The 14,554-nt window shown below is 69.1% G+C and carries 12 protein-coding genes; 7 read left to right on the top strand and 5 right to left on the bottom strand.

What is annotated here, in order from left to right:
- The first annotated feature begins 140 nt into the window (after positions 1-140).
- Positions 141-1,082: a LysR family transcriptional regulator gene (locus ACWFR3_RS23325; RefSeq protein ID WP_453736540.1), complete on the top strand. Its 942-nt coding sequence runs from the start codon at positions 141-143 to the stop codon at positions 1,080-1,082.
- Positions 1,083-1,327: 245 nt separating this feature from the next.
- Positions 1,328-2,599 carry a hypothetical protein gene (locus ACWFR3_RS23320; RefSeq protein ID WP_453736539.1) on the top strand — a complete coding sequence of 424 codons (1,272 nt, stop codon included), beginning with the start codon at positions 1,328-1,330 and terminating at the stop codon, positions 2,597-2,599.
- Between the two features lie 85 nt (positions 2,600-2,684).
- On the opposite strand, the gene ACWFR3_RS23315 is transcribed toward ACWFR3_RS23320, so the two are convergent.
- Entirely contained in the window at positions 2,685-4,778 is a 2,094-nt protein-coding gene (locus ACWFR3_RS23315; RefSeq protein ID WP_453736538.1) for a PhoX family protein, read from the bottom strand.
- Between the two features lie 1,077 nt (positions 4,779-5,855).
- Between ACWFR3_RS23315 and ACWFR3_RS23310 the strand changes: the two genes are divergently transcribed.
- The 3 genes from ACWFR3_RS23310 (at position 5,856) to ACWFR3_RS23300 (ending at position 8,763) form a co-directional block, all read left to right on the top strand.
- Positions 5,856-6,638 (top strand): VWA domain-containing protein, encoded by a 783-nt coding sequence (locus tag ACWFR3_RS23310; RefSeq protein WP_453736537.1) that lies wholly within the window; start codon positions 5,856-5,858, stop codon positions 6,636-6,638.
- Positions 6,639-6,734: 96 nt separating this feature from the next.
- Positions 6,735-8,369, top strand: coding sequence for a methionine--tRNA ligase (gene metG, locus ACWFR3_RS23305; protein WP_453736536.1), 1,635 nt, complete (start codon positions 6,735-6,737; stop codon positions 8,367-8,369).
- 208 nt (positions 8,370-8,577) lie between these two features.
- The gene (locus ACWFR3_RS23300) at positions 8,578-8,763 is read left to right on the top strand and encodes a hypothetical protein (protein ID WP_365859230.1); all 186 of its coding nucleotides are present in this window, start codon (positions 8,578-8,580) and stop codon (positions 8,761-8,763) included.
- Positions 8,764-8,832: 69 nt separating this feature from the next.
- Here the strand turns inward: ACWFR3_RS23300 and ACWFR3_RS23295 are convergent, their stop codons facing one another.
- Positions 8,833-9,456: a TetR/AcrR family transcriptional regulator gene (locus tag ACWFR3_RS23295; RefSeq protein ID WP_453736535.1), complete on the bottom strand. Its 624-nt coding sequence runs from the start codon at positions 9,454-9,456 to the stop codon at positions 8,833-8,835.
- A 122-nt stretch (positions 9,457-9,578) separates the two neighbouring features.
- Between ACWFR3_RS23295 and ACWFR3_RS23290 the strand changes: the two genes are divergently transcribed.
- Complete coding sequence (locus ACWFR3_RS23290) at positions 9,579-10,484, top strand: NAD(P)-dependent oxidoreductase (protein ID WP_453736534.1); 906 nt, start codon at positions 9,579-9,581, stop codon at positions 10,482-10,484.
- 576 nt (positions 10,485-11,060) lie between these two features.
- A complete protein-coding gene (locus ACWFR3_RS23285) occupies positions 11,061-11,390 on the top strand; it encodes a MerR family transcriptional regulator (RefSeq protein ID WP_453736533.1) in 330 nt (109 codons plus the stop codon).
- Between the two features lie 140 nt (positions 11,391-11,530).
- Here ACWFR3_RS23285 and ACWFR3_RS23280 read toward each other — a convergent pair whose 3' ends face one another.
- The 3 genes from ACWFR3_RS23280 to aspS all read right to left on the bottom strand — a co-directional run bounded on the left by ACWFR3_RS23280 (position 11,531) and on the right by aspS (position 14,516).
- A complete protein-coding gene (locus tag ACWFR3_RS23280; protein WP_453736532.1) occupies positions 11,531-11,662 on the bottom strand; it encodes a hypothetical protein in 132 nt (43 codons plus the stop codon).
- Between the two features lie 12 nt (positions 11,663-11,674).
- Positions 11,675-12,613 (bottom strand): intradiol ring-cleavage dioxygenase, encoded by a 939-nt coding sequence (locus ACWFR3_RS23275; protein ID WP_453736531.1) that lies wholly within the window; start codon positions 12,611-12,613, stop codon positions 11,675-11,677.
- 118 nt (positions 12,614-12,731) lie between these two features.
- Positions 12,732-14,516 carry an aspartate--tRNA ligase gene (gene aspS / locus ACWFR3_RS23270; RefSeq protein WP_453736530.1) on the bottom strand — a complete coding sequence of 595 codons (1,785 nt, stop codon included), beginning with the start codon at positions 14,514-14,516 and terminating at the stop codon, positions 12,732-12,734.
- Positions 14,517-14,554: the final 38 nt, after the last annotated feature.

Raw genomic sequence — 14,554 nt, 5'->3', positions numbered from 1 at the left:
GATGGCAAGTGGTGATAGTGCCGGGCTATCGCCCTCCGTCCGCCAACCTTCCGGCGGGCTCCTCGTGTGCCCAACTCAGGTGGGTCACGTGGGGTTTGTGAGTCTGGTGCGGGGCCCTTTGCCGCTCTACGCTCACAGCCATGGAGCTCGAGGTGAGGCACCTCCGCGCGCTGTGCGCCATCGCCGACACCGGCAGTCTGCACAAGGCTGCGCGTCAACTCGGCATGAGCCAACCCTCGTTGACGACTCAGCTGCGCCGTATCGAGCAGGAGATCGGCGGCCAGCTCTTCGCCCGCGAGCGCACCGGCTGCCGCCCGACCCCGCTCGGCCGCATGGCCCTCAGCCGCGCCCGCCCCCTCGTCAGCGAGATGCGGGCGCTCATCAGCGAGACCAAGGCCGCCGCCGCGCACGCCGCCGAGGGCCCGCAGCTGCGCATCGGCTCCACGGCCAGCCGTGCCATACCGGGCTGGCTGCGCCGGCTTCGCGTGCGGCTGCCCGCCGCCACCGAGACCTCGCTCCAGATGGACGTCTCCGCGAACGCGCTGCTGCGCATGGTCGCGGGCGGGCAGCTCGACGTGGCCTTCGTGCACGAGGTGGAGGGGAGTCCGCTGCGGATGCCGGAGGGGCTGCGGTGGCGCGTACTGGTCGAGCGGGAGCCGCAGTTCGTCTTCCTCGCCGCCGATCATCCGGCCGCCGCGCAGCCCGTCGTCCGTCTCACCGACCTGGCCGCCGACCGCTGGATGGTGGACCCGACGGTGGACGGCGAGTGGGACGGGCTGATCCGGGTGCTCCGCGAGGCCGGGCTCAGCCCCCGTGTCCTGCACGGCGACTACCTCACCGCGGCCTCCCTGGTCGCCACCGGCGAGGTCGTCACGGTCTGCCAGCCGACCTCGCACGCGAGACCCGACATGGTGGTCCGGCCGCTGCACGGCGACCCGCTCGGCGTACGGCTGCTCGTGGCGGCCCGTACGGAGGGGGAGCTCGACGCGGTGTACGGGGAGCTGGAGGCCTCGTACTGGGAGGCGGCACGGCAGTCGCCCGCGTACGGGGAGTGGCTTGCGGGGAGAGCGGCGGCGGCGTGATCCCGGTGGCTCCGGTGGTCGTCGGGCGGCTCCGGTGACCTAAGTCCCCGACAACTGGTGACCTTCGGCCACACCGCATCTGACCTGCACTTTTAACCGTTTCACGGTTCCGCGTGACCATATGCGGCCGGTTGTTACGTTCCCTACGGATGACGCACACACGGCGCCCGTAGCTTCATGTCTGTCGCCGCCGCAAAGAGGCATAAAGACGGACAGTTCGACCGACCAGTCACAAGGGATCCGCTATGCGCGCCACCCGCCGTACCTTCCGCACCGCCGCCATCGCCACCGGAGCGATCGCCGCTCTCGCCGTCCCGACGACGGCGGCCTTCGCCGCCGACACCCCGCCGAACCCGCAGGGCCAGGTCGCGCCGGACGACCAGAACGGCCAGGACCAGACGGGGCAGGATCAGACGGGACAGGATCAGACGGGGCAGGACCAGGACAAGTCCAAGGACGCGAACGCGGACAAGGACGCCGACACGGGCACGGACACGGGCAGGGACACGGACACCGACACGCCTGAGCCCGGCAGCTGGGAGTCGCTCGGCGCCACGGACCTCGGCAAGGGCTGGACCGCGGACGTCGAGGTGAACGCCTCCGCGCGCACCGCCAAGGCCACGATCTCCCTGGACGGCGCCGCCAAGGGCTCGCTCACCGCCTACGAGAAGTCCGCGAGCACCACCATCGACGGCAACACCTTCACCCTGACCCCGGACGGCAAGGCCACCGCCAAGCTCGTGGACAAGGACAAGGACAAAGAGAAGGACAAGGACAAGCCCGTCCCCGGCGGCTGGGTCTCCAAGGGCACCACCGACCTCGGCAAGGGATGGACCGCGGACGTCGAGGTGAACGCGTCCGCACGCAGCGCCAAGGCCGAGATACGCCACGACGACTCCGCCAAGGGATCCCTGAAGGCGTACATCGACCCGGCGAAGACCAAGATCGACGGCAACACCTTCACGCTCTCCGCCGACGGCACCATCACCAGGACCGGTGCCAAGCCGACCCCGCCGAAGCCGGAGCCCAAGCCCAAGCCGGACCACAAGCGCACCCTGGTCCGCCAGTACACGAACCTCGGCGGCAGCGGCTTCGACGCGAAGGTCTACAAGGTCAAGAGCGGCTACGAGGCCGACATGATCGCCAAGTCCCCCGACACCGGCAAGAAGACCGTCTGGGACACCATCAAGCAGTCGGGGCACAAGCCCGCGTACGGCCAGCACAACGGCGCGCACTTCGTGCTCAACCCGGACGGCACCATGAAGGGCTGGACCGAGGGCAAGAGGCAGCACCACCAGAACGAGAACCAGAACCAGAACCAGACTCACACCCGGCCGCAGACCCCGCCGAAGAACGGCACCTCACACGTCGTCCCGAAGGGCGGCGTCAAGGCGGGCGCCGAGGGCGTGCACCCGGCGGGCGACAGCGCCCCGCTCATGGCGGCCGGCGGCGGAATGGCGGCGCTCGGCGCGGCGGGCCTCGGCTTCGCGCTGTACCGCGGCAAGCGGAACGACTGACCTGGCGGAAGCGGCGGTACGAGGATGGGGCACCCCCTTTAAGAGGGGGTGCCCCAGACGCGTACTACGGACGTGCGTCCCGCCCTCAGACGCCGATGTCGCTTCCGTCCTTGCGCCAGACGGAGACGACCGACGGACGGACGATCTTGCCCGCCCCGTCGGGCCACGCGCTCGCGGGCTTCTCGACGGACGCGCCGTCGACCTCGCCCGGGTGCTGCACGGAGACGAGCACGCGGCGGTCCTGGACCAGCGGGCCACAGGTCTCCGCGCCGGTCGGCATGGTCAGGAACTGCTTGAGCTCACCGCGCCGGTCGCCCTTGGTCGCGACGCCGAACAGGCCGTCGTGCGAGCCGAGTTGGTTGCCGTCGGTGGAGATCCACAGGTTGCCGTGCGGGTCGAAGGCGACGTTGTCCGGGCAGGAGATCGGGCTGACCTTGTCCTTCGGGAAGCCCGCGAAGTACGTGGCCGGGTCCTCGGGGTCGCCCGCGACGAGGAAGAGCGACCAGGCGAAGGTGGTCGATTCCGGGCGGTTGCGACGCTCGGTCAGTTCAAGAATCTGCCCGTGCTTGTTGAGGTTGCGCGGGTTGGCCTCGTCGGCGGCGGCCTTGCCCGCCTTGCCGCGGTCGGAGTTGTTCGTGAGCGCGACGTAGACCTTGCCGGTGTGCGGGGACGGCTCGATGTCCTCGGGGCGGTCCATCTTGGTGGCGCCGACCTTGTCACCGGCCTGGCGCGTGAAGACGTACACCTCTTCGGCGGTCATGCCCTCGACGTGCGAGACGGCGTGGCCCTTGGGGCCCGCGGTGGCGAGCGGGATCCAGACGCCGCTGCCGTCGAACTCGCCGTCGGCAGGGAGCTTGCCGGTGCCGTCGATGTCGCCCGCCGGGGAGTCGCCGGTCAGCTTGGCGACGTACAGGGTGCCCTCGTCGAGGAGCGTGAGGTTGTGCGCGTGCGCGGCCCGCGATTTCCCCTTGGCGACGCGCTTGCTGCTGACGAACTTGTAGAAGTAGTCGAACTTCTCGTCGTCGCCCATGTAGACCACGGGGCGACCGTCGTGCGTGAGACGCGGCTGCGCGGCCTCGTGCTTGAAGCGGCCGAGCGCGGTGCGCTTGCGCGGGGTCGATTCGGGGTCGTACGGGTCGAGTTCGACGACCCAGCCGAAGCGGTTGGCCTCGTTGGGCTCCTTGGCGAGGTCGAAGCGGTCGTCGAACCGCTCCCACTTGCGCTCGGAGGCGGCGCCGATGACGCCGTATCGCTTGAGGCGTGCGGCGGCGGTGGGCTCGGTGACCTTCTCCGCGTTGGCGAAGTACTGGTTGAAGTTCTCCTCGCCGTGCAGGGTCGTGCCCCACGGGGTGGTGCCGCCCGCGCAGTTGTTGAGGGTGCCGAGGACGGTGGTGCCGCGCCGGTCGGCCTTCGTACGGACGTACTCGCTGCCCGCGGCGGGGCCGGTGAGCCGGAACTCGCTGGTGACGGTGAGGCGGCGGTTGAGCTGATGCCGGCTGACGGCGCTCAGCTTGCCGCTCTTGCGCTCCTCCTCGACGACCACGACGGAGAGGCCGTGGGCGGCCCAGGCGATCTCGACCTGCTCGCGGGTGGGGTTCGCGGCGTCGTACCCCTTGAACATCAAAATCTCGTCGGTGTACTCGTGGTTGGCCACGAGGACCTGACGCCCGCGCTCGCGGTGCAGCGGAAGCAGGGAGAGGAAGTCGTTGTTGTACCCGAACTGTCCGGCCTGCGCCTTCGCGGTCTGCTTGTCCGGGTCGAAGGCGGGGGCGCCGCGGAGGATGGGCTCGCCCCAGCGGATGACGACGTTCTGGGCGTAGCCGTCCGGGATCGTGACGGTGTCGGCGGTGTTGGGCGCGACGGGCGTGAAGCGGAGACCGCGCGCCCCTTTTTTGCTCTTGTGCGACTCGGGTTTCTGAGGCGCGGCGGCCGTGGCCTCCGGGGCGGCGGGGTCGGCGATGACGGCGCTGCCCGCGGCGGTCGCCACGGTCACGACCGCGGCGGCGCGCATGATCGAGCGGCGGCTGAGCGCGCCCGCTATGACGTCGCCGACGTACTCGTTGTCGCTGGTGTTGGGCACCTCGTGGAAGCAGGCATCACCACACCGGAACCGGCAGGTCATGGCGGAACGGCCGCCGCTCCCCTGGTGCGAGGTGATGATCGGCAGCAGCTTGCGCACGGTTCCTCCGTTGTGTGGCGTTGCTCGAGCGTGGCTTGATTCCGCCGTGACGCTAGGCGCGGAGGTCGGCAGGGCGACGGCCTGAGAATGAACGGGAGGTGAACCGAGAGCGCACATAGGGCAGTTGACGTGCGGTTGACGTGCGACTGACGTGCGACTGACGTGCGGCGGAGGGTCTCGTGCGCGGTGCGGGTGACGGTTGGGCGACCCTCACCAAGATCGCCTATTGCGGCGGCTAACCTTACGTGTCCGCCCTGGCCAGGGGTTATCGGGAATCAACTCACGCGAAGGGGTGCACCCATGGGCATTCTGAGTGTCCTGCGGAACGCGTTCGGACGGTCTTCACGCAAGGGGGAGCAGGCTCCGGAGCCCGAGGCAGTTGCCTCGGAGGCTCCGGGGAGCACGGAGACCCCGGAGACCCGGGAGACCCGGGAGGCCACGGAGGCTGCCGCCTCCGCGAAGGTTCCGGCGCCGTCTTCCGAGCGGGTGCCTCCGGCGGTCGAGCCGAAGCCGGCTGTTCCGGCGCCGGCGTCCGAGCCTTCGCCTTCGGCGGTGGATGATCTTGTCGCTGCCGCGTTCGATCGCGACCGGGTTTCGGTCCCGTCCCCTTCTCCGGAGCCGGATCTCTCCTCTCCGGAGCGGGGGGCGGCGGCGCCTGAGCCTGAGCCGGAAACTGCTGCTTCCGAGCCGGAGGCTGCCCCCGAGGCGGTCACCCCGGAGCCGGAGCCGGAGCCGGAGCCTGAGCCCGCGGCTGCCGCCCCCGAGCCCGTGGCCCCGGAGCCCGAGGCCGTCGCCCCGGAGCCGAAGCCTGAACCGGAGACTGTCGCCCCCGAGGCAGTTCTTGCCGACGCCGCTGCCCCGGAACCGTCAGTTGTGCCCACCCGTCCCGCCGTGCGGGACGATTGCCCACAACAGGACACCCCCGCCGCTGCCGCCACCGAAACCACGCCGGAAGAGGCCGCGCCCGCTGTGGCCTCGCCCGAGGATGCCGCGCCCGCTGTGGGCAATCGTCCCGCTGGGCGGGACGGGTGGGCACAGCCCTCGACGCCGGGTGCCGATGAAGCGGCGGAAGCACCCGTGACCTCGGCGGAGCCGAAAACGCCGGTTGCCGATGAAGCAGCCGAGGCGCCCGCACCCCCGGCAGAGCCGGAGACGCCGGTTGCCGCGGAAGAGGCAGAAGCACCCGCACCCCCGGCAGAGCCGGAAACGCCGGTTGCCGCGGAAAAGACAGAAACCCCCGCCAGCCTCGCCACCGCGTACAAGGCGGCCGGCGCAGCTCTGAAGGAGAGGGAGCTGACCGGGGTCCGCGCCCCCGTGTACCTCGTGCTCGACCGCTCCGGCTCCATGCGCTCGTACTACAAGGACGGCTCCGCCCAGAGCCTGGGCGAGCAGGTCCTGGCCCTGGCCACGCACACCGACCCCGAAGCCAAGGTCAACGTCGTCTTCTTCTCCACCGAGATCGACGGCACCGGCACCCTCACGCTCCCCGAGCACGAGGGCCGTATCGACGAGATGCACGCGGCAGCGGGCCGAATGGGCCGCACCAGCTACCACGTCGCGATCGAAGAGGTCGTGGCCCACTACGAGAAGTCGGAGCACAAGGGCAGCCCCGCCCTCGTCGTCTTCCAGACGGACGGCCCCCCGGACGCGAAGGGCCCCGCCAACCAGGCCCTCGCGGACGCGGCCAAGCACCCCCTCTTCTTCCAGTTCGTCGCGTTCGGCGAGCACGAGGCGAAGGGCTTCGACTACCTCCGCAAGCTGAAGGCCGAGAACGCCGCCTTCTTCCACGCGGGCCCCACCCCCCGCGAGCTCACGGACGCCGAGCTCTACGAGGGCCTGCTCGCGGCCTGGCGCCCGTAACCCCCCACGCACCACGCCCCACGGGGTGGACCCTCCGGGGTCCACCCCCTGGAATCGAGGTGAATCGTCCCCTCCGGGGCCGTTAGGATTTCGACCATGGCGGCCACTGGATCCGAGAAGCAGGGGACGAGCGAAGGCGCAAAGGCGTTCTACGTATCGACCCCCATTTACTACGTCAACGACGCTCCTCACCTGGGCCACGCCTACACGACCGTTGCAGGGGACGTGCTCACGCGCTGGCACCGTCAGCGCGGCGAGAAGGTGTGGTACCTCACCGGCACGGACGAGCACGGTCAGAAGATCATGCGCACTGCCGAGGCGAACAACGTCACGCCCCAGGAGTGGTGCGACAAGCTCGTGGACGAGGCCTGGCGGCCTCTCTGGGAGCACCTGAACATCGCGAACGACGACTTCATCCGCACCACGGAGCGACGTCACACGGACCGCGTCCAGGAGTTCGTCCAGGATCTCTACGAGAAGGGCGAGATCTACAAGGGCGGCTACGAGGGCCCGTACTGCGTGGGCTGCGAGGAGTACAAACTCCCCGGCGACCTGATCGACGGCGAGGCGGGGGGCCCGTACGAGGGCCAGAAGCTCTGCCCCATCCACAAGAAGCCGGTGGAGCTCCTCAAGGAGGAGAACTACTTCTTCAAGCTGAGCGAGTACGGCCCCAAGCTCCTTGAGCACTACGCTGCCCACCCCGAATTCATCCAGCCGGAGTCGGCGCGCAACGAAGTCGTGAACTTCGTCAAGCAGGGCCTGCAGGACCTCTCCATCTCGCGCTCGACGTTCGACTGGGGCGTCAAGGTCCCGTGGGACGACAAGCACGTGATCTACGTCTGGGTCGACGCGCTCCTCAATTACGCGACGGCCGTCGGCTATGGAGCGGACGAGGAGAAGTTCAAGACAACTTTCCCCGCCGACGTCCACCTCGTCGGCAAGGACATCCTCCGCTTCCACGCGGTCATCTGGCCCGCGATGCTGATGGCGCAGGGCCTCCCGCTGCCGGGCCGCATCGCGGCGAACGGCTGGCTGATGGTCGGCGGCGAGAAGATGTCGAAGTCGAACCTGACGGGCATCAAGCCGCAGGACCTCACGTCGCACTTCGGTGTGGACGCGTACCGCTGGTACTTCCTGCGCGCCATCGCGTTCGGCCAGGACGGCTCGTTCTCCTGGGAGGACTTCTCCGCCCGCTACACGAGCGAGTTGGCGAACGACTACGGAAACCTCGCCTCGCGCGTGGCGGCCATGGTCGGCAAGTACTTCGGCGGCGCGCTTCCCGAGGCGACCTCGCCGGGTGCGGCCGAGCAGGCGGTGCAGGAAGGCCTGGTCAAGGCGGTCGAGACGGCTGACCTGAAGATCGGCGAGGAGCTGGACTTCCAGGCCGGCATCCTGGCGGTCTTCGCCTTCGTCAAGCAGGTCAACGGCTACATCACGGAGCAGGAGCCGTGGAAGGTGGCCAAGGACGAGTCCCCGGAGGGCAAGGCCCGCCTGGCTACGATCCTCTACACGGCGGCCGAGTCGCTGCGTGCCGTGGCCGTCCTGCTGAACTCGATCATGCCGGAGACCTCGCAGAAGCTGTGGGACTCGCTCGGCGCCGAGGCCTCGCTTGGCGCACTCGCCGAGCAGCAGGTCCAGGACGCGGGCACGTGGGGTCAGCTGCCGGTTGGTGCCACTGTGACGAAGGGTGCGGTGCTGTTCCCGCGCCTGGAGGAGCCGAAGCAGTCGTAAGCGATCGTAAGTGGTCGTTAACAGCAGTAAGTGGTCGTTAACGAGTGCACTGATCGACCCCGAACTGCTCTGAAAGGGCTCGCGATTGAACTCGCGGGCCCTTTCTTCTTGCCCAACTTGGCTGAATCATGCGGGTCAAATAGCGATACCGATCACATTCGACCAAAACTCACGTCGTCTTCACAGCATCGTACGTACGCTTCACTGTATGACCACGACTCCCGACACCCCGGACCGGCCGCGCCCAGCGGCCGAGGTGAACGAGGAGATACGTGCGCTCTGGCTGCGCACCGGCGGATATCTCCGCCCCGAGCAACACCTTGAGTACGAGAAGCTCGTCGCGGAGTGGGCAGAGGCGACGTCCGCTTCGGCGACCCACTCGCCTGCCGTCTGAACTCACGCCCGGCGGCCACGGATTCAGCTCCGTACGAACTGCGGATTCAGCCTCGTACGACCTGCGGATTCAGCTCCGCACGACCTTCCGAGCCCTCTCGTACGACCCGATGAGCCGCGCCAGCTGACGCCCCACCGCCCGTAGCGGCTCCTCGCTCCGGTTGACCTGGGCGGTCACCTCCGCGCCCTCGATGGCACTGATCACGGTGGTCGCCAGCTCGCGCGCGTCCGGCTCGTCGAAGCCGGAGCCGAGCAGTTTCTCCTCGACGAGACGCTCCCAACTCCCCAGCGCGGCGGCGCACACCCGCTGGATCTCCGAGTCCGTGCCCAGCGTCTCCAGGGCCGCGGCGGTGACGGGGCAGCCGTCGATCCAGCCGGATTCCCGCAGCCCCGCGGCGAGTTCGGCGGTGCACGCCTCGATCGCGGCGCCGGGGTCGTCGTCCCTGGTCAGCGCCGTGCGCAGCATCACCGCGAACTCCTCGCCGCTGTGCGTGATGGCGGCCACCGCGACGGCTTCCTTGCCGCCGGGGAAGAAGTGGTAGACGGAGCCGAGGGTGGCCTCCGCGTCCTTCGCGATCTGCTTGATGCCGGTGCCGACGTACCCCTGACGCTGCAGCAGCCGCGCGGCGGCGATGACGATGCGGTCGCGGGTGCCGACGGCGGGGACGGCGCCGGTGGAGGGGGTCTGAGCCATGGCACCAGCCTACCCCGCGACTAATTAGAGCGTTCGTTCCAGCGGCGTGCTACGTTTCCTCCACGCTCTGGATAGAGCGCTCGTTCTAGTCCCAGTCCCAGTCTCAGTCCGGGAGGACTCACATGAATGCCGCCCCTGCCTCTGCCCCTGCCCCCGTCACCCTCATCGGCCTCGGCCCCATGGGCCGTGCGATGGCAACGGCCCTGCTCGACAAGGGCCACCGGGTCACCCTCTGGAACCGCACCGCGTCCCGCGCCGACGACCTGGTGGAGCGCGGCGCGACGCTCGCCGCCACCCCCGAGGAGGCCGTCGCCGCCAACGATCTGGTGATCCTGAGCCTCACGGACTACGCCGCGATGTACACAATCCTCGAACCTGCGGCAGCGGCGCTTTCCGGCCGAACGATCGTCAACCTGAGCTCGGACACCCCGAAGAAGGCCCGCGAGGCGGCGGCCTGGGCCGCCGGGCACGGCGCCGCCCACCTCACGGGCGGCGTGCTCGTCCCGCCGCACGGCATCGGGAAGCCGGAGTCATCGACGTTCTACAGCGGCCCGCGCGAGGCGTACGACACGCACCGCGCGACCCTGGAGACGCTGACGGGCGAGACGGACTACCGGGGCGAGGACCCGGGCCTCGCGGCGCTGATGTACCAGCTCAACATGGTCATCTTCTGGACCAGCGTCTCCAGCTACTGGTACGCGGTCGCCCTGGCCAAGGCCAACGGCCTCTCGGCGGCGGACGTCCTCCCGTACGCCTCCGCGAACATGACCGGGATGCCGGAGTTCCTGTCCTTCTACTCGTCACGCATCGACGCGGGCAACCACGAGGGCGACGTGGACCGCCTGGCCATGGGCCTGGCCAGCATGGAACACGTGGTGGACACCCACATGGACTCGGGCGTGGACGCCGCACTGCCGACCGCCGTCGCCGACCTGTTCCGCCGCGGAATGGAGGCGGGCCGTGCGGCGGACAGCTTCTCCAGCATCGTGGAGCTGCTGGGTGCGAGTTCGGCATCGCGGAAGGGCTGACACCCCCTCGGCGTTCGAGGCCGACTACCTCACTGTCGAACGTACGGAAATCTATGCTGGCCGAGATAGACATTCGCCGGTGATGTGGCTATGGTTTCTCTCGTAGCCGAGATCGAGCAAGGCCCGGCAGAGACGAACTGCCGGTCAGCAGTACCGAAAGTGAAGTACGCAGGACGGTGCGGTGGCGGAGTTTCGAAGCCAGGGCTGTAGCAGGACGGCGACGAGACTGGCGACCGGGCCGGGTGGCCCGCAGTGCTCAGGGGCCGCCGCCAGCAGGACCAGCAGTACGCAGTTCCGCAAGAGAGCAAGTGATCCAAGAGGGAAGAACGGAGGAGCGAGGCGCCATCAGGATCGCCCGGACGGAATGTTGAGTCCGGGTACCGCAGGACATCGATAGTGAGGTGGTCTCCGGTCAAGCAACCGCGATCCCCGCAAGCCCGACGACTTCCAGGTCGGGTCGGCGGAAACAGTAGGCCGGTGCAGTAAGAGGGCCGGCAGATGGTGTAGCAGTTCCTTCGGGGCCCGGGTGCCAGTACGGCACCCGGGCCCCTCAACGCGTGTTCCAGAGAGGTGCAGATGACAGCAGACGACTCGTTCAACCGTCTCGATGACGACGACTACCCCGCCTACACCATGGGCCGGGCCGCCGAGATGCTCGGCACCACCCAGGGCTTCCTGCGCGCCATCGGCGAGGCCCGCCTGATCACTCCGCTGCGCTCCGCGGGCGGCCACCGCCGCTACTCCCGCTACCAGCTGCGCATCGCCGCCCGCGCCCGCGAGCTGGTCGACCAGGGCACACCCATCGAGGCCGCCTGCCGCATCGTCATCCTCGAAGACCAGCTCGAAGAAGCCCAGCGCATCAACGCCGAGTACCGCCGCGGTACGGCGCCCCCCACGGCGGTCTGAGCCGGCATCCGCCGACACCCCGGGCCAGAGCCCCCGAACCCCGGGCAAGCCGACCGCACGCGTCGCGATGACGCGCCGGTTGACGACGCACCGGTCGACGCCAGGTGGGCCTGATCCGGGGGCGGCGAAGCTGACGCAGGTCAGGCCGCCCCGGCCCGGACGTGACGTATGAGCGCCGCGAGCCCCTCCGGGGAGGCGTCGGCTCCTCCCGAGCAGGACGACTTCTGCCAGCAGATCACGGTGGCCATGCGCTCGCCGCACACTTCCTGCACGCCGCGCCAGCCTTACGTGCCGTCGTGCGTCTCGTCCGGGTCGACGCCCATCGTGATCGACCCGACGACGCCCCTGGCGATGTGCCCCTTGCGGTACTTCAGCTTCAGGAGGCCGTCCTGCGTGCCGCCTCCGCCGTAGATCGTGTCCTCGTCCAGCGTCGTGCGCTCCGTCGTGCTCGTGGAGTACGGAGCCACCTCCGCCGAGGCGAGGACCGCCGTCTCCGCGAAGAAGAACTGGCCCGTGTGGCAGGCGTGGCCGCCCTCGTAGCCGGCGTCGGTCATCTTGCCGTCCACGTGGACCTTGGTGTGGATGTGCACGGCGCGGCCCTGGTACCAGCCGGGGAAGACCGTGCGGAACTCCACGTAGCCGTGCTTGTCCGTGAGTTGCGTGCCCCGCAGGTAGCGCTCGTCGTCGGTGGGTTCTTGGTGACCGCCGCCTCCGCCCGGGCCGCCTGGGTCGCCGGAGGGCGGTGTTCCCGTGGGCGTGCCGGTCGGGGTTCCGGTGGGCGGAGTGCCGCCGCCGGGGCCGCCCCCGCTCATGGACTCGTACCCCGAGTAGAGCCCCAGCGCGTCGCAGTGCCAGATGTCCACGGCCGCCCGCTTCAGCGGCTTGCACGTGTCCGCGTCGATCACCTTGAGGCGCAGGGTGAAGGGGATGCCCTCCTTGTCCTCCGTGATGTCCCTGCGGATCTTGTCGGCGTCTATGTAGTACGGGCCCTCGGTCGTCTCGCCGGTCAGGCGGTAACACGTCTCCCCGGACGAGGAAGCCGTGGCCTCCGGAGCGTTGGCGGTGTCCGTGCCCTCCGCCGACGCGCTCGCCGCCACCGCGCCGCCCACGCCCACCGCCGCCACCGCGGCGCCCGTCGCGAGCACGACCTTACGGCGCGTCAGGTCCCGTTTGTGGGCGGGGCCTTGGGGTTTCTCCGGTTGCGTATCGCTGTTCTCTGTCATGTCCCGGACGCTAGGCAGCCCGCCTGTCAGGAGCGTGTGCGGAAACTGTGGATGCGCACAGCAAAGGGCCCGGAGCCAATGTGCGGTGACTCCGGGCCCAACTCGCCTTTCGGCGCGACTACTTGTCCGACTCACCCTTGTTCGAGGCGACCGGCTTGCGCAGCTGGATGTTCAGCTCGCGCAGGCGGCTCTCCTCAAGCTCCGAGGGCGCGCCCATCATCAGGTCCTGGGCGTTGCCGTTCAGCGGGAACGCGATCGTCTCGCGGATGTTCGGCTCGTCCGCGAGGAGCATGACGATGCGGTCGACGCCGGGGGCGATGCCGCCGTGCGGCGGGGCGCCGAGGCGGAAGGCGCGGAGCATGCCCGCGAACTCCCGCTCCACCGTCTCGGCTTCGTAGCCCGCGATCGCGAAGGCCTTGAGCATGACCTCGGGCTCGTGGTTACGGATGGCGCCGGAGGACAGCTCGATGCCGTTGCAGACGATGTCGTACTGCCAGGCGAGGATGTCGAGCGGGTCCTTCTCCTCCAGGTCCTTCATGCCGCCCTGGGGCATGGAGAAGGGGTTGTGGGAGAAGTCGATCTTGCCGGTGTCCTCGTCCTTCTCGTACATCGGGAAGTCGACGATCCAGCAGAAGCGGAAGACGCCCTCTTCGAAGTGGCCCGCGCGCTTGGCCGCCTCGACGCGCACCGCGCTCATGATCTTCGAGACCTCGTCGAACTCGCCCGCGCCGAAGAAGACCGCGTGGCCGGGAGCGAGGGAGAGGCGCTTGGTGAGCTCCTCGACGTTCGCCTCCGTCAGGAACTTCGCGATCGGGCCCGTCAGCGAACCGTCCTCGGCGACGCGCACCCAGGCAAGGCCCTTGGCGCCCTGCTCGACCGCGTAGTCACCGAGGCCGTCGAAGAACTTGCGGGACTGCGACGCCGTGTCCGGCACCGGAAGCGCGCGCACGTGCTTGCCCGCGAACGCCTTGAACTCGGAGTCCGCGAAGATGTCCGTGATGTCGGTCAGTTCGAGCTTCGCGCGCAGGTCGGGCTTGTCGTTGCCGTACTTCAGCATCGACTCGCGGAACGGGATGCGCGGGAAGGGGGAGGTCACCTCGCGGCCACCCCCGTACTCCGTGAAGATCTCCGTCATGAGCTGCTCGATGGGACGGAAGACGTCCTCCTGCTCGACGAAGGACATCTCGATGTCGAGCTGGTAGAACTCGCCCGGCGAGCGGTCGGCGCGCGCGTCCTCGTCGCGGAAGCACGGCGCGATCTGGAAGTAGCGGTCGAAGCCCGAGATCATGAGCAGCTGCTTGAACTGCTGCGGGGCCTGCGGCAGTGCGTAGAACTTGCCGGGGTTCAGACGGGAGGGGACGACGAAGTCGCGGGCGCCCTCGGGGGAGGTCGCGGCGAGGATCGGCGTCGCCATCTCGTTGAAGCCGAGGGCCACCATCTTCGAGCGGATCGAGGCGATGACGGACGAGCGCAGCATGATGTTGCGGTGCATGCGCTCGCGGCGCAGGTCCAGGAAGCGGTACTCCAGGCGCCGCTCCTCGTTCACGCCGTCGTCCGCGTTGATCGTGAAGGGGATCTGCTGGGCGGCGCCGAGCACCTCGACCTCGGCGGCCTCGATCTCGACCTCGCCGGTGGGCAGCTCGGGGTTCACGTTCTCCGAGCCGCGCGAGACGACCTTGCCGTCGATGCGGACGACCGTCTCCTTGGAGAGCTTGTCGAGCGTCTCGGCGGCGGCCGTGCCGGGGCGGGCCACCAGCTGCGTGATGCCGTAGTGATCGCGCAGATCGATGAAGAGGATGCCGCCCAGGTCTCGGCGATTGTGCAGCCAGCCGCTCAGCCGGACGTCGGAGCCGACGTCAGAGGCGCGGAGCTCGCCGCAGGTGTGGGACCTGTACCGATGCATCTTCGTTCATCCAGTCTTCGCGTATAGGGGAGAGAGCA

This window comes from Streptomyces sp. NPDC055189 (assembly GCF_053606765.1).
Note: the sequence above shows the minus strand (reverse complement) of the source record. Positions and strands in the feature narration are given on the sequence as shown.